The following is a 21,585-nucleotide window of genomic DNA, read 5'->3' on the forward strand; positions in this document are numbered from 1 at the left end:
CATGCCTCTCGAAACCCCGAACGAACTCGCCGGCGCTCGCGCCGACATCGCGCGGCTCGCGGCCCGGCGGGAGCACGTCATCGCGACCACGGACGACCGCCGGCGCATCCGTCGTGACCTCCTCGGCATCGACGCGGATCTCGGTGCGCTCGTCGACGGCCTCCGCAATCGGGTCGACCCGTGCGACGCGTCACCAGAGGTGCCGCTCGTGCTGCTGCCCGTGCGCGTCGAGACGAAGCTCGTCGCCGGCACCACGACGCTGCGGGTGCGGATCACGCCCGACGAGGTGCATATCGACAGCCTCGTGCGGGCCGTGGGCGACGACGAGCGAACCGCCGGCGCGGCATACTGGGCGACGCTCTGGGGCGATGCAGAGTCGGCGAGCGCTTGGCCCGACCTCGTCACCGAGGTCGGCGCGCGGCGGGCACCGTGGGTGGCCCACGTGACCACGCCGACCAACCTCGACGCCCTCGGGGACGGCGAACCCGCCTTCCCCGAGGCGCCCGCGGAGGTCACCCACGGCACGGTCGCACGATGCCTTCCCGACCAGTTCGTCGTGCGGGTCTTCCCGCGCGACAACGCGCCGATCACGGTCACCGGTGCGCCCATCGCCCGCGATGTGCCGATCTCTCCGATCGCCCTGGGCGACGACGAACTCACGGCGGTCGCAGGCATCCACGTGCCCGCCGGGTCGGAGTGGACCGTGGATTTTCCGGCTGCGAAGGCCGCCGGCCTCGGCGTCGAGGTGACCTTGCCGGCCGGGACGAACATCGTCGATCGCATCGTCGTCGTCGGCACCCGCCGCTCCGTCTCCGAGGCCGACAACGCCGCCGATCTCATGGATTTGCTGATGAGTCACCGCTTTTCCGACGGAGCTTCGCTGCTCGCCGCCGGCACGCCGACGAACAACGCCGAAACAGCGCGTTCGCCCTATCGGGACAGCGCCGCGGCCGGGCCGCCGAACCTCCACACGACCCCTCCATCGACGGATGCCTCCAAGCTCGCCGCCGCGCTCGGGATCGATGCCGCAGAGCTCGCGAGGATCCTCGACGATGGCCCGCCCTCGCCCCTGCAGGCCGCCGAGGCCGCGGCGAACACCGCCCTGTGGTTCGCGACCTGGGAGCCCGTGCTCGCCCGCCTCGACGACGCCGGCATCCCCGGAGTCACCCCCGCGAGCATCGAGTCGGCGCGGCGCCTGCACCGCGACCACGTGCGCGGCGCCGGCCCGGCACCCGTCCTGCGCATCGGCGCGCAGCCGTACGGGGTTCTGCCCGTGACCGAGCTCGGCCGGTGGCAGCCGCGCTCAGGCGATCTCACGGCACCGCTCGTGCCGCTCATCACGCGCACCCTCGCCCGGTGGGTGAGCCAGTCGCGCGTAGTGCCGCGCGTGCGGCCCGGGGGCGAGCTGGGCGACGACGAGCTGCTCGAGATGCTCGGCGCGAGCCCGGTCGCCACTGGCGTGCGTGCCCGGCCGGCGGTCGATGGCCCGAAGCTCTCCGCGTTCGCGGCGGCGACCGGTGCCGACGCGGCACAGGTGACGGCCGAGCGCCGGCTCCGCCAGGCGATGCTCGCCCAGTACTCGGTCGACGCGGCGAAACGGCTGCTCGCACCCGCGCTGCACGACGAGTCCCGCACGATCGCGCTGCCGATCGTGTCGGAGCGCGATGCTGAGGTCGTCGCCGAGATCCTCGCCGGTCGCACGCCGAAGGTCGACAGCGTGCTGCAGGCGTTGCTCGAGATCGCGTTGGACGAGGCGAATCGCTCGCTCGTGCGCGCAGCCCCGCAGCAGTACGTGAACCCGCTGCTCGAGCTCCTCGAACTCGATGACGACGTCTCGATCCTCGTGCGGAAGGCCGCCGCAGCCGACGGGGGCGGCGATGACGACGACCCCGAACGCTACTTCGAGGCCGCGGCGAAGGTCAGCGCCGTGCGGCACTTCGACGGGCAACCCGACGAGCCGCTGAGCCTCTCCGCGATCGAGCCCGTCGCCGAGGCGCGCACCTCGCTCGCGCAGGTCGCCGTGGGCCTCGGCATCACCTCGGAGGCGAAATGGGTCGGCGCGAACGCGGCCGCCGAGATCCTGAAGCGCTTCGCCGTGCGCGGGGAGGTGCGCGCTGCGATGACGGCCCTTGCCGCCGCCCCGCTCGCCGAACGCCGCATCGCCGTCGCCCATGCCCTCGACCTCGCGTCCCACCGCATCGACGCCTGGGCGACCGCCCTCGCCGACTCGCGCCGGGCGACGCTCGCCGCGAGGAACCCGACCGGTGCCACCATCGGCGCGTTCGGCTACGTCGAGGAGATCCGCCTCGGCGCGCAACGGCGCGAACCCGACGGATGGATCCATGCGCCGAGCAGCACGCACGCCGTCACGGCCGGGGTGCTCGCGAGCGCGCACCGCTCGAACATCGGGGCCGAGGTGGGGAGGCATCCGTTCGCCATCGATCTCAGCAGCCGACGTGGCGTCGCCATGCGGCGGATGCTCGAAGGCGCGCAGGCCGGCCAGGCGATCGGTGCGCTGCTCGGCTACCAGATCGAACGGGCGCTCGCCGGCACCTCGGCCGCACGGTTCCAGCTGACGCTTCGGGAGATCGCGCCGATGTCGACCGACGAGCTCGGGCACGAGCTCGGTGAGGGCGCCGAGAACACCCGGATCCGCGCGCGGGTCGCCGCTGCCGACGTGGTCGACGGGGCGACGCTGCTGCACCTGCACCCGATCGAGAGCCTCGCGGGCCAGAACCCGCCGCTTCGCCAGCGGCTCAGCGCCCGCCCGAACAACGCCTTCGTCGCGCAGTGGGAGCCCGTCTCCCCCGAGGAGTGGGCGATCGTCGCCGAGGCGATGCGCGCCGCAGCGGCCACCCTCGACGCGGTCTCCGACGCCCTGCTCAGCGAGTCGGTGCTGCAGTACGCGACGGGCAACGCGTCGCGCGCGTCCGCCGCGATGGACGCGATGTCGAGCGGCGCCGCCATCGACCCCGAACTCAGCGTGCTGGGCGTGCGGCAGTCGGGGCGCCTGCTCACCCACGGCCTGTTCGCCGCGATTCCCGACGGCGCGGCCGGCTGGTCGTCGACGCGACCGCGTGCGGTGGCGGAGCCGCGGCTCGAGGCGTGGGCGGCTCGGCGGCTCGGTGATCCGGCCGACATCGTCGTGACGGATGCCGCGGGCTCGCGTCACACGCTCGACGAGGCCGGCTGGGCCGCCCTCGACCTCGTCTTCACCGACGACCTCGCCTCGCTCGAACGCGAGCTGCGCGCGTCGATCCCCTCGCTCGGCGACACCCCGCTCGCCATGAGCCGCGACGACGACTGGCCCGTCAACACGCAGCCCCTGCTGCGGGTGGCGACCCTCGCGGCAACCCTCCGCACCCTCATCGCGGGCGCCTCCCCCGTCACCCCCGACGCGCTCGTGCGCACCGGCGAGCGCCCCGAGCGAACGATCGACGTCGACGAACTGCTGGACCGCGCCGAGGCACTGCTCGACCGGCTCGACGATGCGCTCGACGCCGGCGCGGACGCGATCGCCGCCGTCGACCCCGCGACGCTTGCCGTCGAGGAGGACGAGGTGGCGGGCGTCGTCGACGCGGTGCGCGGGCTCGCCGCCTTCGGCGTGCCGCTCGAACCCGACCCGGCGATTCCGCCGAACGTCGCGTGGGCGTGGGGTGCGTGGCACGCGGCTTCCGTTCGCCTCGAAGCAGGCCGCCGGACGCTGCAGTCTGCCCGTGCGCCGCGAGACCCGGCGTGGACCACCCCAGAGCTCGTCGACGCGGCGCAGTCGATCGCCGAAGGCGTGCTCGGCGACGGGTTCCTGATGCTGCCGCTGCTCGTGCCGGCCGACGCAGACGCATTCGCCCAAGCCGTGACCGCACCCGCGTTCGGGCCGCCGCCCCGGGCGAAGGTGCACGCCTTCGTGCGCGACCACGCAGCCGTGCGTGCCGGGGTCGGCCGCCTCGCCGAGGCGCAGCTGCTCGGCAGCGCGCTCGGCCGCGCCGTGCCGCTCACCGTCGTGCAGCTCACCGAACGCGACGGCGCCACGCCCGCCGCCGGCACCGACCGCTGGCTCGCCGGTCCGTTGCCCGACGACGTGCCGTGGCCTGCCACCACCGCAACCCACCTCGTCGTCGAGATCGTCGGAAGCGGCGGTGGTGCGCTCGCCGTCGCGTTCGCCGGCCTCGCCTTCGACGGCTGGACCGAGACGCTGCCGTTCCAGCCCGACCCGCGCGCCTTCGACCCCGCCGCACCCGAGAACCCGCTGCGCGCCGCACGCGCGACCACCGGGCTCGCCGTGCATGCGAACCAGGCGTCGGCCCGCGCCCCGCAGGTGCTGCTCTCGGCGATCTCGCCCGACGGCATGCGCTGGACGACCGACGCCGTCGTCGAGACCGTGCTCGAGGCTGTCGACCTCGCCCGCGCCCGGCTCGTGACCCTCGAACATGCGCCCGGCGACGCCGCGGTGCTGCCCGCGATCTACGTCAAGAGCCCGTGGCTGCAAGCGAGCAAAGGCCTGGTCTTCGCCGAGCTCGCCGACGTCGACTGGAAGCTCGCCGGCATCCCATTCCTCTCGGAGGTGGACTGATGGGAAAGATCGACCCGCTGGCCGTCGTCACCGCGGCGCAGCCGAACTCCCGCCTGGCAGAACTCATCAAGCTGTTCCCCGTCGCCGACCCGCCCGCGATGGTGCGCCTCGAGCCCGACTCGATCACCGGCGATCCGGCACCCGGAACCGAGGCACGCCTGGGGGACCCCGCGTGGATGCTCGGCCGGCAATGGCAGTTCGGCGAGCTCACCGGAGAGGACGCCGGCACGGTCGTGTCGGTGCACGTGGCCTCGCGGTCGCTGCCCGTGACCGCGTGGGCGCCGCTCGACGACGCCACCGGCGAACCGGGAGCACCGCTCGGCGAGATGGCGTGGCGGCCCTGGCGCCCGGGGGCGATCCTCGAGGAGCTGGTGCAGGATGTGCCCGCGCTCGGCTTCGGCAGGGGCCTGCGCCAGCGCGCCGAGGCCGGCGCTCAACTCGTGGACCTCCTCGTCGACGCCGGAGCGCCCGAGGTCGCCGCGGCGCTCGTGGCAAGACATCCGCTCGCCCTCGAACCCGACCCGAACGACCCCGACGGCACCCTCGACACCAAAGTGGGTCGGCTCTTCGCCGTGCTCGGCGGCGCGCTGCCCGACGGACTCGCCATCGCCGAGGAGCTCGCGGCGGGCGAACCCGACTGGGTGAGCGGCGCCGACGATGCGGACGCGGTGCGCGCTGCGGCCTCGGACTGGCTCGACTGGTTCCAGGGCGCACCCGACTCGGGCGGTGCCTGGTCGGTGGATCGGCTCGAGTACCGCTTCGCGCTGCGCTTCGGCGACGACGACCACGCGATCGTCGCGCGCGGCACCCAGTTCGGCTCGGCCGAAGTGCGCTGGAGCGACCTCGAGTGGGTCGAACGAGCCGGCGGTCAGGTGCCCGACGGGTCAGCCGACGGCACACCCGTCGACACCGAGGCGACGATGCTCGCCGCGCCGCTTCGATACCCGGCTATGCCGGCCGACCGTTACTGGCAACTCGAGGACGGCGCGATCGACCTCGGTGCGATCGAGGCACAACCGCACGACCTCGCCCGCATCTGTCTCGTCGAGTTCGCGATGTCCTCGGGCGACGACTGGCTGAGCGTGCCCGTCGACGGCCTGCTCGGCGCCGTCAACCAGATCACCCGCGTGGAGCTCACCGACGACTTCGGCGACTCGTCCGAGCTCACCGAGCTCGTCGACGAGCGCTTCACGATGTTCAAGCTCGCTTCGGCCACGGGACGGATGCTCCCGGGTGTCGTGCTGCCGCCGGTCGCCGCGGGCACGCTCGTCGGCGACGCGTTCGAGGAGGTGCTCTTCCTTCGCGACGAGATGGCGAACATGGCGTGGGCCATCGAGCAGACCGTGCAGGGCCCGAGCGGCGATCCCCGGTCGCGCGCGAGTGAGCCGCCGCCCGCACCCGACCGGTGGCCGACCGGCCTTGGCCCTGAGGAACTCGTGTATCGCCTGCAGTCGCGCGTCCCCGCGCACTGGATCCCGCTCGTGCCGATCAGCACGGCCCCCGGGCAGGTGTCGCTGCGCAAGGGCGCGCTCCTCCGCGACGGCGAGCCCGTGCTGCCGACCGGCGTCACCCTCGAGCCGACACCGCTCACCTTCCCTGGCGAGGAGATTCCCCGCGAGGGCGTGCACCTGCGCGCCGTGCCCGTGCTCGCCCGCCGTGCCGACGGCCGCTACGTGCGCTGGACCGCCTACCGGGTGCGCACCGGCCGCGGCGAAGCGTCGAGCCGCCTCGCCTGGGACTCGGCGCTCGCGACGACGCAGATGCGGCACTTCGACCGCTGAGCGCGCCTCCGCCGAGAGCCTCGTACGGCTCGGGCTCGTCAGGCCCTGAAGGGGGTCTTGCGCCACGCGGTCGACGGGGGCAACCTGAGATCCGGAGGTCACGCTCATGGCCCGTAACGATTCGACCGGGGCAAAAGCCCGAATCCCGGTTCGGATCCCTCACCGCGACATCGAACTCGATGGCGACCTCACCGTGCCCGCACATCCGCGCGGTCTTGTGGTCTTCGCGCACGGAAGCGGCAGCGGGCGGCACAGCCCGCGGAACCAGCACGTCGCGGCCGACCTCGCGTCGGCTGGATTCGCCACGCTGCTCATGGACCTGCTGACCCAAGCCGAGGAAGACGTCGATGTCGACACGAGGGAGCATCGATTCGACATCCCCCTGCTCGCCGCCCGAGTGGTCTCGGCGATCGACTGGGCCGAGGGCGTTCCCGAGGTCGCGGAGCTGCCGGTCATCGCATTCGGCGCGAGCACCGGCGCCGCCGCCGCGCTCGTCGCCGCGGCCAAGCGACCGGACCGCGTGGCCGGCGTCGTCTCGAGGGGCGGCAGGCCCGACCTCGCGGGCGACGCGCTCGCCGACGTGCGTGCCCCCGTGCTGCTCATCGTCGGCGGGAACGACCTCGTCGTGATCCAGCTGAACGAGGATGCCGCGCGCGAACTGACCGCACCGGTCGACATCCGGATCGTCCCGGGCGCAACGCACCTCTTCGAGGAGCCCGGCACGCTCGACCGGGTGACCGACCTCGTACTCGAGGCGCTCGATCGTTGGTTGCCGACACCGACCGGCCGGCATCGGTGACGAGTCGAAGATGCCGGGGGCCGCTTCATGCGACCCCGGCCCCCGCGGTCACGCCGGCAGCCACACCCGCATCGTCGACGGCCCGCGCTGGGCCCACTCGTGATACGGCACGAGGGCGACTTCGTGCACGGATGCCTCGGCCTGCGCCGCGTCGACCTCGTCGCCGTACGGCCACGACCCGATCCCCGGATGCCGCTCCCGCACGGCGACGAGCACGCGCCCGTCGGCCTCGCGCGGCGGCACGGCGGCGTCGAGGAGGATGTCCGCGACATTCGTCGCCGTGATGCCCGCCTCGGCCAGGTCGACCGACTCGAGCGCGAAGACCTCGGGGCCGCGCTCGACCACGAGGCATCCGCGCACCGCATCGATACGGGGGTCGGGCGAGGTGAACCGCGGCGCGATCGGCAAGTCGAGCTCGACGCGCTCGCCGGCTGCGAACGCACGGGTCACCCGGGCGTAGCCGGGCTCGAGCGCGGCCGACGCCTCCGGAACCACTGCCCCGGCCGCGTCGCGCACAGCGACCTGCGCTCCCGCCGCCCACGCGGGAACGCGCAGTGAGAGCGTCCACGGCACGGCGGCATCCGTCAGCACGCGCACTCGCACCGAGCCCTCGGCCGGGTACGCCGTCTCGACCTCGAGCGCGATCTCGCCGCCCCCGTCGAGCGTCGTGCGGATCGACGCGGGCGCGTACTGGTGCAGCTGCACACCCCCGGCGTCGGCGGTCGCGAGGTAGGCCGCGAGGCTCGCGAAGGTGCGGGCCACGTTGGGCGGGCAGCACGACACCTCGAACCACGGCGCCCGCAGCGACGACGACGCGCGCGGCGACACCTCGTCGGCCGAGGCGTGCTCGGCCGGCCGGCGCTGGTGGAGCGTGTTCGCGTAGTAGAACGACGTGCCCTCGGCCGACGGCGAGGTCGCCACGACGTTGAAGAGTGTGCGCTCGATGAGGTCGGCGTAGCGGGACTCGCCCTCGGCGAGCAGCATCCGCCAGCTGAACATGATCGACGCGACGCCCGCGCACGTCTCGGAGTAGGCGCGATCGGAGGGCAGTTCGAAGTCGTCGCCGAACGCCTCGTCCTGATGGTGCGAGCCCTGCCCGCCCGTCACGTAGGTGCGGCGCGCGACCGTGTTGGTCCACTGGCGTTCGAGCGCTCCGAGCAGCTCGGTGTCGCGGGTCTCCACCGCGAGGTCGACGGCGCCCGCGGCGAGGTAGTTGGCGCGCACCGCGTGACCGCGCAGCACGTCGGCCTCCCGGACGGGAATGTCGTCCTGGTAGTACGAGCGGCCGAACTCGATGTCGGGCAGCACGCCCGTGCCGTGACGCTCGATGAACAGCTGCGCCTGGCGCAGATAGCGCTCGTCGCCGGTCACGCGCGAGAGCTCGACGAGCCCCAGCTCGATCTCGGCGTGGCCGCACATCGACTGGATGCCGTCGTCGCCGAACACCTCGCACACGAGATCCGCCGCGCGTCGGGCGATGTCGATGAGCCCGTCGTCGGCGTCGGGACGTGTGCGCACCCGGGCGACCGCCGCCTGGAACAAGTGGCCGAGGTTGTAGAGCTCGTGGCCCGACTCGAGGTTCTCCCACCGCGGCTCCTGCCCGGGCCGGCCGAATCGCGTGTTCAGGTAGCCGTCGGGCTCCTGGGCGGCCGCGACTCGCGCGACGACGGCGCGGAATCGCGCATCGAGGCCGGCGATCGCGTCGGCGGAGCCCGCCGCGCCTGCGCCGGCTGCGTCATCCGCCGCACTGAGACGCCCGATCTCCCACGCCACCGCCTCGAGGTACTTGTAGACCTCGGAGTCCGAGAACTCCCGGCCGCGCCGGCCCTCGGGAAGCGCTCCGGATGCCGCGAGGTCGAAGTTCGCGATCCACCCTTCGCGCTCGAGCCAGCCGGCGATGTGCGCGAGGGTCGCCGTGCCGTTGACGCGCTGCCGTTCGCCCCAGAACCCGCCGCGAATCGTGACCTCGTCGAGGCCGAGCGGACGGAGGACGGCGTGCGATGGAGCAACGGGTGCGATGGGCGCTGCCGCGGTCCGAGCGGCGGACGTGGCGCGAGCGGTGAAGGTCATGTTCATCCCTTGAAGGCGCCCGACATGAAGCCGCGCACGTAGTGACGTTGGAGGATCAGGAAGAGGAGGATGCACGGCAGCGCGAGCACCACGACGCCGGCTTCGGTGGCGCCGTAGTCGACGACCCCCTGCACCTGGACCCGGAGGTTCGCAACCGCGAGCGGGAGCGTCATCCGGTTCGTGTCGTTGATGAGGATGAGCGGTGCGAAGAAGTCGTTCCACGCGGCGAGGAACGCGAAGAGGCCGATCGTGATGAGGCCGGGCTTCACGGCCGGGATCAGCACCCGCCACAGCGCGCCGAAGGTGGAGCATCCGTCGACCATCGCGGCCTCATCGAGCTCGCGCGGGATCGACTCGAACGAGATGCGCATCATGAAGGTCGAGAACGGCAGCTGGAACATCGTGAGCACGAGCGCGACGCCCACGAGCGAGTTCGACAGGCCCACGATGTTGAGCAGCACGTAGAGCGGGATGAGCAGCGTCGCGTACGGCACCATGAGGATCGCGAGCGTCGCGAGGAACAGCACGTCCTTTCCGGGGAACCGGAACCGCGCGAACGCGTACCCGCCGAGCAGCGACACCGCGAGGGTGAGCGCCACCGTGAGCAGCGAGACGAAGAGCGAGTTGCCGAGGTAAATCCAGATGCCGGCCTGGTAGTTCGCGAGGGTCAGGTAGTTGCCGATGCCCCAGCCGTCGACCTGGTTCGTGCCCGCTCGCGGCGCCACCGACGAGATCGCCGTCCAGACCAGCGGATAGAGGAAGATCACGGCGAGTCCGGCGGTCAGGACCCACCCGGGCGTGCGCAGGGCGATGCCCGCGAACGAGGTCGGCGCGTGCTTGCGGATGCTGCGACCCGCGCGATGCCCGCGCGAACCGCCGTTCGCGGCATCCGTCACGATCGACCGCGTCGAGTCGGGTGCGGTGTCGATGCTCATCAGTCCTCCACCTTGCGGCCGAATGCGCGGATCTGCGCGATGTTGATCACGACGAGGGCGAGCAGCACGATCACCGAGAGCGCCCCGGCGACGCCGAGGTCGTTCGGGCCCTGGAACGCCACGCTGTAGATGAGCTGCACGACCGTGATCGTCGAATTGTCGGGGCCGCCCTTCGTGAGGATGTAGAACTGCTCGAACGCGAGCAGCGACCCGGTGACGCACAGCACGGTCGTGAGCGCGAGCGTCGGCTTGAGCAGCGGCAGGGTCACGTCGCGGAAGGTCTGCCAGCGGGAGGCGCCGTCGATCCGGGCCGCTTCGTAGACGTCTTCGGGAATGCCCTGCAGGCCCACGAGCATGAGCAGCATGTAGAAGCCCGCGTAGCGCCACACGATGAGGAAGATCGTCGACCACAGCGCCCCGTCGGGCGTGCCGAGGAACGTGAACCCCCACGACTTCATGAGGTCGGCGAACGGGCCCGCGATCGGGGAGTAGATCACGTAGAAGAGGAGCGAAGCGGATGCCAGGCCGAGAGCGCTCGGGATGAGGAACGAGGTGCGCAGCAGCCCCTTCCAGCGGCTCGACTCCTGCACGAGCAGGGCGAGGCCGAGGCTCAGCGCGAGCAGGATGATCGTCGTGAGCACCGTGTACTTCACCGTGAACACGACGGAGTCCATGAAGAACCGATTCGAGATCGCGTCGCCGTAGTTCTCGGGGAAGTTCACGCCCTGGTTGCCGCTCAGCAGGGGCCAGTCGGAACCAGACATCTGCAGCACGAGCAGGAGGGGCAGCACGAAGAGCAACAGCACGAAGAGCGTGGTCGGGGACGCGTAGAGCCAGCCGGCGAGCGCGCCGTGGGTGCGGCGCCCGCGGCGGCCGCCGCGGCCCAGGCGTCGCGATCGCGGCCCGTCGGGCGGTGCCGCGGGGGATGCCGCGGTGTTGAGCGTGGCAGTCATGAGGTGGAGCCTTTCAGAGGGGCGGGTGGCCGGCACCCGGGGGTATCCGGGTGCCGACCGGTCGTCGACGGACTACTGCGAGAGCACCGCGGTGATCTCGTCGTTGTCGGCGTCGACGGATGCCCCGTCACCGAGCACCGCGTTGCGCACGAGCGTGAGCCACGGGCTGTTCGGCGCGTTGAACGCCTGCTGGAAGTTGATCGCCACGGGGGTGTCGCCGGCTCCGGCGACCTCGCTGATCGTGACGAGGCGCGGGTCCTTCTCGGAGAACTCGTTGTTCGCGAGGTCGGCGCGGGAGACCACGTCGTTGTTCTTCGCGAGCACGCCCACCTGCGCGTCTTCCGACATCATCCAGTTCAGGAAGTTCCACGCCTGCGCGGCCTTCTTGGAGTCCTTCGAGATGCCGAGGCCATCGCCACCGACGAACGTCGATGCGCCGCCCTCAGGCCCAGGGATGCCGGCCACTCCGGCGTCGAACGGCGTCGACGAGAGCAGCGTCGCCGGGTAGAACATGAGTCCGACCTTGCCCTCGGTGAAGCCGGCGGTCCACGTGGGGCCCGCTTCGTCTTGCGAGGAGGGCAGCACCGCGCCGGAGTCCCAGAGGTCCTTCCAGACGGAGTACATCTCCTTGGCGGGGTCGCTCGCGAGCAGCGACTCGGCGCCGTCGTCGGAGAGCACCTCTTCGCCGTCGGCCCACATGCTCGGGAACCACGTGAAGACGAGGCATCCGCCGCAGTTCAGGCCCGTTGCCGTGCCGTAGGTGTCGGGCTTGTTCAGGGCCTGGATCGCCTTCGCGGCATCCGCGAACTCCTGCAGGTTGGCCGGCGCTACCTCGGGGTCGAGGCCCGCCTCGGCGAAGAGCTCCTTGTTCCAGAACATCATCGAGAGGTCGAGTACGAACGGGAGCACGTGCTCCTTGCCGTCGAGGGTTCCGGCCGACAGGTGGCCCGCGTTGATCTCGTCCTTGAAGTCGAGGCCGTCGATCTGCGCCGAGATGTCCTGGAAGAGGCCCTGCTCGACCCAGTTCGGCACGTAGACGATGTCAGCGGCGAAGAGATCGGGGAGGCCCCCTGAGCCAGCTGCTGCGCCGACCTTCGCGACGTAGTCGTCGTTCGGCACGACGGTGAGCTCCACCTGGTTCTCGTGGCTGTCGTTGTACGCCTCGACGAGGAGCTTCGCCTGCTTCTCGAGCGGGGCGCGGGTCCAGAGCGTGAGGGTGCTGCCGTCGTCGACGCCCTCGGGTCCGGCGTCGGCAAGGGCGGTGCCCGTCGGCTCCGCGCTCGCACACGCGGACGCGCCGACCAGCATCGCGCCCGCGATGAGGGCGCCGGCGATGCCGCGCAGGCGACGTGTGGTGCTGCTCATGGTTTCTCCTCTGACTCGTCATTGAGCGGGCTGCAGGACAACCCGGTGCATCGGCATCCGGTCTCGGGTTCGAAAATACCGAAATGCTTTTCGGTACGTTACCCTTGGGATTCGGGCCGCGTCAAGAGCGGGATCCGGTACCGTTTACGTCACGGAAGGGGGTCGCGATGGTGCGCACTGAGAGTTCCAGTTCCGGCCGCACGTCGACGCTCAGCGATGTCGCCCAGCTGGCGGGCGTCTCGATCGCAACGGCGTCGAAGGCGATCAACGGCCGCGACGAGGTCGCCCCCGCGACGCGCCGGCGCGTGCTCGAGGCGGCCGAGCAGCTGTCGTTCACCCCCAACCAGCTCGCTCGCAGCCTTCTCGCCGGGCGCACCGGCACCGTGGGCCTGCTCACGAGCGACCTCGAGGGCCGGTTCGTCATCCCGATCCTGATGGGCGCCGAAGACGCGTTCGGGGCCGGGCAGGTGAACGTGTTCCTATGCGATGCGCGAGGCGACGCGATCCGCGAGCAGCACCACTTGAAGGCGCTGCTCAACCGCCGCGTCGACGGCATCATCGTCGTGGGCCGTCAGACCGACCCGCGCCCGTCAGTCGGAACGCTGCCTGTGCCGGTCGTCTACGCATACGCACCATCCGACGACCCGAACGACCTCTCGATCACTCCAGACAACCGCGCCGGCGGACGGCTCGCGGTCGAGCACCTCATCTCGTGCGGGCGGAGCCGCATCGCCCACATCAGCGGCGACCCCGCCTACGCGGCCGCCCGCGACCGCCTGCTCGGCGTGCGCGATGGGCTGCAGGCCGCCGGCCTCGAGCTCGTGGGCGATGCGATGTTCTCGGTGTGGTCGGAGCACTGGGGGCGGGATGCCGCGGCGATGCTGCTCGCGCAGCATCCCGAGGTCGACGGCATCGTGTGCGGCTCCGACCAGATCGCCCGGGGAGTGCTCGACACGCTGCGCGATCTCGGACGGCGGGTGCCTGAAGACGTCGCCGTCATCGGCTACGACAATTGGGAGATCCTCGCGACCAACTCCCGTCCCGAGCTGACGAGCATCGACGCCAACCTCCAGCAGCTCGGCCGCGTCGCCGCCAAGCGCGTCTTCACCGCGCTCGACGACGAGCAGCGCTCGGGCACCGAGTACCTGCCCGTGCGGCTCGTCATCCGCGGGTCGACCATCGCGCGTCGCTGACTTCTGAGCTGGCGTCCTGGTGAGGACCGGCTGAGGGGCCGGCACCTGATCGACTAACATTCGGGGATGACGAACCCGGCTCCGATCGACGACGTCCCGATCGGCGGTGAGGTCATTCGCCTCGGGCAGTTCCTGAAGTTCGCTGGGCTCCTCGACTCCGGTGGAAACGTGAAAGAGGCCATCATCAATGGCTATGTGGCCGTGAACGGCGAGGTTGATCGCCGACGCGGACGGCAGCTGCAGCTCGGCGACATCGTCAGCTTCGATGGACGCAGGGTCCGTGTCTGCCCGTGAGGCCGGTCCTGTTAGTTGATGATCTCGCCTCGCTCGTCGGCGTGGAGCGCTGCCAGCCGTTCTCTCCACGCCTGTAGCGCCTCAGGAGTCAGTCGCGTCCAATCAGTGTTTTCGCCAACGATCCTGAGTGGCGCACTGCTGCGGTATGAGCGGGTGGGGTTGCCGGGGAACTTCTTGTCGGTCACGTTCGGGTCGTCCTCAAACGGTCCGGTCGGCTCGACGGCATAGACGCGCGGGGCACCGTCACCGGCCGCGAGTTCCGCAGCAAGTCCGGCACCGTCGGGAAGAGCGGTGAAATAGATGTGGTTCATCACGACTTCGGGACGATAGTTCGACCGGAAGCCCGCAGTAAGAAGATCACCGATCCGGAGATCGGCTTTCGTGCCGTGAAAGAACGGCCCATCGTCCAGCGCTTGGCTCACGGCGACAGCCTAGGCGGGCGACATCCGTAAAGCACAGCGGGCACCGAACCGGGTCTGCCGAAAATACCTCGTTGCGCTGAGGGATCCGACTGCGTACGCCCGCAGGCGCACTGGCGTGCAGTGCTGCTAGCCGAGGCGGCTGCCGAGGGCTTCGAGGAGGCCTCGCATGCCTTCTTCGCGGTTGGGGCCGTCCGTCCAGAACTTGTCGAAGAAGACACCATGTTCGGCATGCGTGAGCCGGGTGCCCTCGGGGATCTGCTCGAACTCGAAGGATGCCACCGATGTCGACATATGGATGCCGTCCAGCCACATGTCGTAGGTCGTGACGATGCGGACGTGCTCGACGATGTCGGTGTAGACGGCCTCGTACCGTGACAGCGGTCCACCGTGGAACTTCGCCTCGTCGACGTCGCGTCCGCCGACGCGGAAGTCGAACGCCCACTCGCGGGACTCGAAGGTCTCACCGTCGCCGAACCAGCTGCGCTTCTGCTCCTCGTCGGCGAACGCCTGCCAGACCTTCTCGACAGGTACGCGATAGTCGCGTGTGAGGGTGAACCCGGCGTGCGCGAGTCGGTGCTCGATCGTCATCGGTGCGTCCTATCGAGTGAAGTTGACGTGGATCGTGCCGCTCTCGGCGACCTCCGTCGTCACATGGTGCGTGTGCTCAAGGCCTCGAAGGTCGTCCCACACGCGGTTGCCCCGGGCGAGCACGATCGGTGCGATCGCGACGTGCAGGTCGTCGACGACGTCGGCACGCAGGAAATTGCGCGCAGTGCGCACCCCGCCCCCGACCCGGACGTCGAGTCCGCCGGCAGCGGTGGTGGCCTCCGCGAGTACATCCTCGATCGCGCCGCTGCGGAAATGGAAGGTCGTGCCGCCGTCCATCGCGATCGACGGGAGGGGTGCGGAGTGAGTGAGCACGTAGACCGGGCAGCCGAACGGCGGCTTGTCACCCCACCACCCCTTCCAGTCGGGGTCGTCGGGATACGTGTGCAGACCGAACATGGCTGCGCCCATGATCTCGGCGCCCACGCCTGTGAAGAACGCCGCTGCGTACGAATCATCGACGCCGGTCGTTCCCGCGCCGCTCGTGTGGCCGAATACCTTCTGTCGGAATGTGCGCGTAGCCGCGTATGCCGCGGTGAGCGGTCCCCAATCCTCCCCCATCGGATTGTCGGCCGAGGGATCGGGGGCGGCGGTGTATCCATCGAGCGATGAGAACAGGTCGATGCGAACTCTGGTCATGCTAGGTCTCCTTGGTGGTTGCGCGGGTCAGGTGGATGCCGAGGCGGTCTGCCTGGCGTTCGGCGGATGTTCGTTGCTCGCCGAGCCAGAGATGGAGGACGTCAAGCGCGCCCGGTCGCAGGCTCACGGTGCGGACGCGTCCCTGCTTGTTCGAGGTGACCACTCTCGCGTCCTCGAGGACCCGCAAGTGCTGAAGCAGGGACGGCAACGTCATCGAGAACGGGGCCAAGAGATCAGACACCACCGCCGGGGACTTCGCGAGCCGCTCAACGACCATCCGCCGAGTGGGATCCGCGAGAGCGCGAAGCACCGCGTCAAGCTCTGCGGAATAGTTAGGCATATGCCTAACTATTCCTTATGCGAGGCGGCGCGTCAACCGGCGCCGGTACGCGGTTGGCTTACGCGCCTGGGATGCAACGTGAAGTATTCGTCGCCAAACGCAGCGCCCGAGTGGCCCGCCGGGCGATCGACTATCCGGTCGCGACGCCCTCGACGCGACCCTCGGCATCGGCCAGCAGCGTGCCGAGCACGACGCCGCCTGAGGCCAGCCCACGCGCACCGCCTCCCCCGGAACGAAGCCCGTGCCCGTCACCCCGAGCGATCCCCCCGCAGCGACCTTGCCGCTGCCGAGCTCGATCGTCGGCGGTTCCGGCTCGGTGATCTCGACGACCACCTCGCGGGCGTCCTCGACGTTGCCCGCGGCATCCGTCGATCGATACGACACCGTGGTCCTTCCGACGTCGGCGATCCGCACGGGCTCGGAGCCCACCTCGGTCCAGGCCCCCTCGTCGACCCGCACCTCCGTGCTCAGGACGCCGGAGTGCGCGTCGGTCGCGGCGAAGCGGAGGTCGACGGGATTGCCGCCCGGCTCCGACGGCACGCCGACGACGAGCACCGTATCGGCGCTCGCGATGCGACCGCAATCCTTTTCGGATTTTTCGGAATGAGCGAAACTGGGCGGCGCGACCGCCCACATCGCAGCGACGCGCTCGGCGTATCGGACGTCGGTGTCGCCGGCGTCAGCCCTGCCACACCTCGAGCGGCGGTCGCTCTGCGGCGAGCGCCGCCCACGTCTCCTCGGTGATGTGCACGTCGACGAGTTCGAGGGTGGCGTGCAGGCGCTCGACGTCGGAGATGCCCACGACGGTGGAGTGGATCCGCTCGTCGCGCATGCTGTACTGCAGCGCCGCCGCGGCCAGCGGGATGCCGGCCTCGCGGCAGATCTCGCGCATGCGATCCGCGCTTCGGATCACCTCGGGAGCCGCGGGTCCGTAGGCATAGGAATGGGCGAACCGAGGGTCGTCGGTGAGGATGCCCGCTCCATACGGCGCCGCGTTCGTGATGCCCATGCCACGGCGGGCCGCCTCGTCGTAGAGCTGGTCGGCCGAGCGATCGAGCAGCGTCATCCGGTTGTGGTTGATGAGCGTGTCGAAGACGCCCGTCTCCACGAATTGCAGCATGAGGTCGGCCGGCCCGCCCGACACGCCGATGTTCTCGGCGAGACCCTGCCGCTTCATCTCGACGAGCGCTTCGACGGGCCCGCCATCCTCGGTCGCCGCCTCGAAGGTGGTGTTCTCGGGATCGTGGATGAAGAGCACGGGAACCCGGTCGACGCCGAGTCGCTCGAGGGACTGCTCGAGGCTCCGCCACATCTGCTCGCCGCTGAAGTCACCGGTCGGCACGTCGCGGTCGACTTTCGTCTGGAGCACGATCGAGTCATCCCAGATCTCGTTCCGGAACAGGTCGCCGATGAGCTGCTCACTCACGCCGCCCCCGTAGATGTTCGACGTGTCGACGAAGTTGATCGGGCTCTCCGCCGTCGCCACCGCGAGGTCGGCGATGCGCCGGAGCGCGGTGGGCTCGTCTTCTCCCGCGCGAACCCAGCTCGACGTGCCGAGACAGAGCGCAGACACGCGGATGCCGGTGCTCCCGTACTCGCGAATCCACTCGTCGTCACCAGGTCGTGCCGGCTGCTTGGTCATGCGTCGACCCTATCGATCGGTGCGCTACTCGACCACCGAGGCAGACGGCGACGTCACCGAGGCACGGGACACGAGCCTCGTCTCGAGCGTGTGCAGTGAGCGCGTCGTCGTCTCGCCGTCGATGAGCGCGAGCAGCGTCTCGGCGGCCTGCTCCCCGAGCTCGTGCATGGGCTGCTCGATCATCGTGAGGGGCGGATCCATGACCGCGGCCCACGAGCTGTCGTCGAAGCCGATGAGCGAGACATCCGCGGGATACGCCAGCCCGGCCGCGCGCACCGCGCGGAGCGACCCGGTCATCGCGTCGGTCTCGGTGCAGAACACGGCCGTGACGCGATCGGGCAGCGCGAGCATGCGCGAGACCTCGTCGACCGCTCGCATCTCGGTCTTGTCGCCCACCATCACGAGGTCGGGGTCGAAGGGGATGCCCGCGTCGTCGAGCGCGTCGAGGTAGCCGCGAAGCCGCTCGGCGTCGGTCCAGAGGTTCTTGGCCGCGGCGGCGAGGAGTTCCCGGCGCGTCGCCGGCCGCTCGTTCGTCGACGGGCCCCACACGAACCCGATGCGCGTGTGCCCCGCGCGGATCAGGATGTCGACGGCCTCGCGAGCGGCGGCCCGGTTGTCGATCACCACGGCGTCGAGATCGAGGTGCGAGACGTCGCGGTCGACGAGCACGACGGGGATGCCGTGTTCGATGGCAGCGGTGATGTGCGCGATGTCGCCGCGTTCGACCGCTGCAGAAGCGACGATGACGCCGTCGACACGCTTGTCGATGAGCACGTTCATCGCGGCGATCTCCTCGCCGAGGTCTTCGTGCGTGCTGAGCACGATCGTGTCGAAGCCGCGCTCGCGCGAGGTGTCGGAGATGCCCCGCACGACGCCGGCGAAGAACGGGTTGCCGATGTCGGCCACGATGACGCCGAGGGTGTGGCTCACGCCGGTCGACATGCTGCGCGCGAGGGCGTTCGCCCGGTAGCCGAGCTCTTCAGCTGCGGCGAGCACCCGCTCGCGCAGCTCGGGACTCACGTAGCCGTAGCCGCCGAGGGTGCGCGCCGCGGTCGCCCGACCGACTCCCGCCGCCGCAGCGACCTCGGAGATGGTGGGTGGGCTCGAGGCCCGCTCGCGTTCAGCAGCCATACCGCCGTGCCGACCTTTCACCCGTGCGCCTCGACTCACCACATGCTAGCGGCGACGGGTTCGCCCGACGGGCGGGCCCGGCCGAACGCGCCCTCGACGAAGCACTGCGCGTGCGCGGCATCCGCTCCGGCCCAGAGAGCCGACGCGAGCTGGTCGCGAGACGGCGGCGCAGCACGGCTCCAGCCGGCCGCGAGCAGCGAGACGACGAACCCGGTGAGGAACGCGTCGCCGCAGCCCATCGTGTCGACGATCGTCGTGGAGTCGTCGACGAGATGCGCGCTCGCCTCGACCGTCACGGTGCCGTCGGTCACGATCGCGCCATCCGTGCCCCTGGTCGCGAGGGCGACGGATGCCCCGCGCGCGATCGCGTCGGCGAGCAGCGCCCGTGTCTCTTCGCCGTCGAGGTGCGAGCACGAGAGCAGCACGAGGTCGGCGTGCGGGCAGATGCGGTCGAGGTACCCGGGCGTGCGGAACTCGTCTTCGCTCGAGAGGTCGAAGGAGACGAGGGACCCCGTCGCCGCGAGCTTCGGCAGCTCGCCCTCACTGCGCGAGTACACGCTCGAGTGCACGAGGTCGAAGCCGCCGGCGAACTCGAGCAGCCGCGCGTCGAGCTCGAGCGGATTCCGCACCGTGACGCCGCCGCCGTTCCAGCCGAGGAAGGTGCGTTCGCCGTGCTCGACCCGCAGGGTGGAGATGCCGCTCTCGCCCTCGCGGAACACGCTGTGCGAGACATCCACCCCCTCTGCCGCGATCGCCTCGTGCAGCGAATGCCCTGCGGCATCCTCGCCGAACACGCCGAGGTAGGCGGCCTCTGCGCCGAGCTGTCGCGCGAAGACCGCGACGTTCACGCAATTGCCGCCGGGGTAGTCGAGGCCCCGGTCGAGGAACCGATCGACGATGTTGTCGCCGAAGCCGAGCACGCGCATGGCTGTCTCCTGAAGATGAAGCGGATGCCTCGTGCCGCCCCCCATTGCGGCCGGCACGAGTCATCCGTGGAACCGGATCAGTACTCGACGACGCGGTAGTACCGCCGCAGGTCGAGCGAGTGGTTGCGCACCCGCTCGAGGTGCTTGCTGACCCGGCCCATCACGGTGTCGAGCACGAGCGGGGCGAGGAGCCCGCGGAACTCGGGGCTGATGCCCTCGAGCGGGTAGTGCTTCGTGTCGAACACGGTCACCTTGTTCGAGACCTTCTTCGCGAACCGCTCGACACGGTCGGTGAGGGGGCGGGTCTCGTCTTCGCCCTGGAAGATGATGACGCTCGTATCGGGCTCGATGAGCTCGAGCGATCCGTGGAAGAACTCGGCGCTGTGCACGCGCGTGGTGCGCAGCCACTGCATCTCCTCGAGGATGCACATCGAGTAGAGGTAGGTGAAGCCCCAGAGGTTTCCGCCGCCGACGAGGAAGTGGTAGTCGGTGTCGGCGTGGGCCTCGGCGAAGTCGGATGCCGCGGGCTCGGCCTGGCCGGCGACCTCGACGAGCAGCTCGGGAATGGCCGCGAACTCGTCGGCGAACTTCTCGTAGCCATCGAACTCGCCGCGCACCGAGAGTAACCGGGTCATGAACAGCAGCATCTGCATGTCGAACGGCCAGGTCTTCGGCTCGGACACGAGCGCGAGGTCGACGGCCTGGGCGATCGGCGACTCGGGGTAGCCGGTGAATGCGACGGTCGTGGCGCCGCGGGCCTTGCAGTACTCGATCGCGCGGAGGCTGTCGTCGGTCGTGCCCGACACCGACGTGAAGATCGCGACCGAGTTCGCGCCGAGGCTCGCGTCGCCCGACTCGATGAGCTCGGCGGCGATGACGCTGCGCACGGGCAGCGTGGAGCCGCGGCGGGCGAGGTGCTCGTAGGGCCACATCGCCGCATACGTGCCGCCCGCGCCGATGAGGAAGAGGTTGTCGAAGCCGTCGGCGTGCAGGCGGTCGACGAGCTCCTCGATCTGGGGCCGGAGCGCGATGGCGCTCGCCGTCTGGTTGCGGAAGGTCAACTCGTCGAAGCCGAGCATCGGTGGTCCTTTCGAAGCGGATGAACCGGCGTGTGTTGTTCAACTGGTACCGGTATCAGGTCGGGCCCATGCTGGCATATCGAATCGGGAGAATCAACACTGGTACCGGTATCAGATTGTGTGTAGAGTCGGGCACCACCACGCAGTACGTGTCACAGAGATCCAACGGCGGATCGCCGGAGCCCACCTCCTCCGGCATGGTCCGGCCCCCCTCTCTCCGAGTTGAAGGAAGACCCATGCACGCACAGAAAGTCACTGCACTCACCGCGCTGGCGGCGGCATCGGCGCTCGCGCTGAGCGGCTGCGCCGGAGGCCCGACCGCGACCGCCGCCGATGTCTCGGCCGACCCCGAGTTCTCGGGCACGCTCAGCATCCTCACGAAGTTCGGCGGCGACCCGCTCGGTCCGTACTTCGAGACGCTCGCCGCCGAGTACGAGGAGCAGCACCCCGACGTCACGATCGAGCTCATCCAGGAGACCGACCAGAGCGTCAAGGACAAGACGAAGACGCTCACCGCCTCGGGCGCCCTCCCCGACATCTACTTCACATGGACCGGCAACTGGGCCGAGAACTTCATCGACGGCGGGCTCGCAGCCGACCTCACCGAGGTCGTCGCACCGGGCACCGAGTGGGGCGACACGTTCGGCGAGGCATCCCTCAGCGCATTCGAGGTCGACGGCAAGTACTACGGAATCCCGCTCTACAACAACGGCAAATTCATGGGTTACAACACGACGATCTTCGAGGAGGTCGGCATCGAGGTGCCCACGACCTTCGAGGAGCTCATCGAGAGCTGCGCGCCGATCCGCGCCGCCGGCTACGAGCCCATCGCCTTCGGCA

General features: G+C 70.2%; 18 protein-coding genes and 1 pseudogene. 6 read left to right on the forward strand and 13 right to left on the reverse strand.

From position 1 onward, the window contains the following. The first annotated feature begins 1 nt into the window (after position 1). The 3 genes from QFZ29_RS14855 to QFZ29_RS14865 all read left to right on the forward strand — a co-directional run bounded on the left by QFZ29_RS14855 (position 2) and on the right by QFZ29_RS14865 (position 7,150). The gene (locus QFZ29_RS14855) at positions 2 to 4,570 is read left to right on the forward strand and encodes a hypothetical protein (protein ID WP_306894818.1); all 4,569 of its coding nucleotides are present in this window, start codon (positions 2 to 4) and stop codon (positions 4,568 to 4,570) included. Further along, positions 4,570 to 6,351, forward strand: a complete 1,782-nt coding sequence (locus tag QFZ29_RS14860; RefSeq protein WP_306894819.1) for a hypothetical protein — start codon at positions 4,570 to 4,572, stop codon at positions 6,349 to 6,351. Before QFZ29_RS14855 ends, QFZ29_RS14860 begins: the two co-directional genes overlap by 1 nt. Before the next feature lie 106 nt (positions 6,352 to 6,457). Then, a complete protein-coding gene (locus tag QFZ29_RS14865) occupies positions 6,458 to 7,150 on the forward strand; it encodes a dienelactone hydrolase family protein (protein WP_306894820.1) in 693 nt (230 codons plus the stop codon). Positions 7,151 to 7,198: 48 nt separating this feature from the next. Here QFZ29_RS14865 and QFZ29_RS14870 read toward each other — a convergent pair whose 3' ends face one another. The 4 genes from QFZ29_RS14870 to QFZ29_RS14885 form a co-directional block, all read right to left on the reverse strand. After that, positions 7,199 to 9,226 (reverse strand): glycoside hydrolase family 127 protein, encoded by a 2,028-nt coding sequence (locus QFZ29_RS14870; RefSeq protein ID WP_373426217.1) that lies wholly within the window; start codon positions 9,224 to 9,226, stop codon positions 7,199 to 7,201. Next, the gene (locus QFZ29_RS14875; RefSeq protein WP_306894822.1) at positions 9,223 to 10,155 is read right to left on the reverse strand and encodes a carbohydrate ABC transporter permease; all 933 of its coding nucleotides are present in this window, start codon (positions 10,153 to 10,155) and stop codon (positions 9,223 to 9,225) included. The genes QFZ29_RS14870 and QFZ29_RS14875 overlap by 4 nt, the downstream gene beginning before the upstream one ends. Beyond that, on the reverse strand, positions 10,155 to 11,108 hold the full coding sequence (locus QFZ29_RS14880; protein ID WP_306894823.1) for a carbohydrate ABC transporter permease: 954 nt from the start codon (positions 11,106 to 11,108) through the stop codon (positions 10,155 to 10,157). Before QFZ29_RS14880 ends, QFZ29_RS14875 begins: the two co-directional genes overlap by 1 nt. A 72-nt stretch (positions 11,109 to 11,180) precedes the next feature. Further along, entirely contained in the window at positions 11,181 to 12,473 is a 1,293-nt protein-coding gene (locus tag QFZ29_RS14885; RefSeq protein ID WP_306894824.1) for an ABC transporter substrate-binding protein, read from the reverse strand. Positions 12,474 to 12,640: 167 nt separating this feature from the next. On the opposite strand from QFZ29_RS14885, the gene QFZ29_RS14890 reads away from it, so the two are divergent. Both QFZ29_RS14890 and QFZ29_RS14895 read left to right on the forward strand, forming a co-directional pair. Next, positions 12,641 to 13,666 (forward strand): LacI family DNA-binding transcriptional regulator, encoded by a 1,026-nt coding sequence (locus tag QFZ29_RS14890; protein WP_306894825.1) that lies wholly within the window; start codon positions 12,641 to 12,643, stop codon positions 13,664 to 13,666. Between the two features lie 66 nt (positions 13,667 to 13,732). Next, complete coding sequence (locus QFZ29_RS14895; RefSeq protein ID WP_214869935.1) at positions 13,733 to 13,960, forward strand: RNA-binding S4 domain-containing protein; 228 nt, start codon at positions 13,733 to 13,735, stop codon at positions 13,958 to 13,960. A gap of 11 nt (positions 13,961 to 13,971) precedes the next feature. Here the strand turns inward: QFZ29_RS14895 and arr are convergent, their stop codons facing one another. The 9 genes from arr to QFZ29_RS14940 all read right to left on the reverse strand — a co-directional run bounded on the left by arr (position 13,972) and on the right by QFZ29_RS14940 (position 20,745). Continuing rightward, a complete protein-coding gene (arr, locus tag QFZ29_RS14900; RefSeq protein ID WP_306894826.1) occupies positions 13,972 to 14,382 on the reverse strand; it encodes an NAD(+)--rifampin ADP-ribosyltransferase in 411 nt (136 codons plus the stop codon). A 126-nt stretch (positions 14,383 to 14,508) separates the two neighbouring features. Beyond that, the gene (locus tag QFZ29_RS14905; protein WP_306894827.1) at positions 14,509 to 14,970 is read right to left on the reverse strand and encodes an SRPBCC domain-containing protein; all 462 of its coding nucleotides are present in this window, start codon (positions 14,968 to 14,970) and stop codon (positions 14,509 to 14,511) included. Between the two features lie 9 nt (positions 14,971 to 14,979). Beyond that, positions 14,980 to 15,627, reverse strand: coding sequence for a dihydrofolate reductase family protein (locus QFZ29_RS14910; protein ID WP_306894828.1), 648 nt, complete (start codon positions 15,625 to 15,627; stop codon positions 14,980 to 14,982). A 1-nt stretch (position 15,628) separates the two neighbouring features. Beyond that, positions 15,629 to 15,967: an ArsR/SmtB family transcription factor gene (locus QFZ29_RS14915; RefSeq protein WP_306894829.1), complete on the reverse strand. Its 339-nt coding sequence runs from the start codon at positions 15,965 to 15,967 to the stop codon at positions 15,629 to 15,631. A gap of 15 nt (positions 15,968 to 15,982) precedes the next feature. Continuing rightward, positions 15,983 to 16,522, reverse strand: coding sequence for an OmpL47-type beta-barrel domain-containing protein (locus QFZ29_RS14920; protein WP_306894830.1), 540 nt, complete (start codon positions 16,520 to 16,522; stop codon positions 15,983 to 15,985). Between the two features lie 124 nt (positions 16,523 to 16,646). Then, entirely contained in the window at positions 16,647 to 17,609 is a 963-nt protein-coding gene (locus QFZ29_RS14925; RefSeq protein WP_306894831.1) for an aldo/keto reductase, read from the reverse strand. 24 nt (positions 17,610 to 17,633) lie between these two features. After that, positions 17,634 to 18,740 (reverse strand): LacI family DNA-binding transcriptional regulator, encoded by a 1,107-nt coding sequence (locus tag QFZ29_RS14930; protein ID WP_306894832.1) that lies wholly within the window; start codon positions 18,738 to 18,740, stop codon positions 17,634 to 17,636. A 35-nt stretch (positions 18,741 to 18,775) separates the two neighbouring features. Further along, complete coding sequence (locus QFZ29_RS14935; protein ID WP_306894833.1) at positions 18,776 to 19,666, reverse strand: PfkB family carbohydrate kinase; 891 nt, start codon at positions 19,664 to 19,666, stop codon at positions 18,776 to 18,778. Between the two features lie 77 nt (positions 19,667 to 19,743). Further along, a complete protein-coding gene (locus QFZ29_RS14940) occupies positions 19,744 to 20,745 on the reverse strand; it encodes an SIS domain-containing protein (protein WP_306894834.1) in 1,002 nt (333 codons plus the stop codon). A gap of 236 nt (positions 20,746 to 20,981) precedes the next feature. Here QFZ29_RS14940 and QFZ29_RS14945 point away from each other — a divergent pair. Beyond that, positions 20,982 to 21,581 (forward strand): annotated as a pseudogene (locus QFZ29_RS14945) (ABC transporter substrate-binding protein); the annotation flags it as partial. Positions 21,582 to 21,585 lie beyond the last annotated feature (4 nt).

It is taken from the genome of Agromyces albus (genome assembly GCF_030815405.1).
GTDB lineage: Bacteria > Actinomycetota > Actinomycetes > Actinomycetales > Microbacteriaceae > Agromyces > Agromyces albus_A.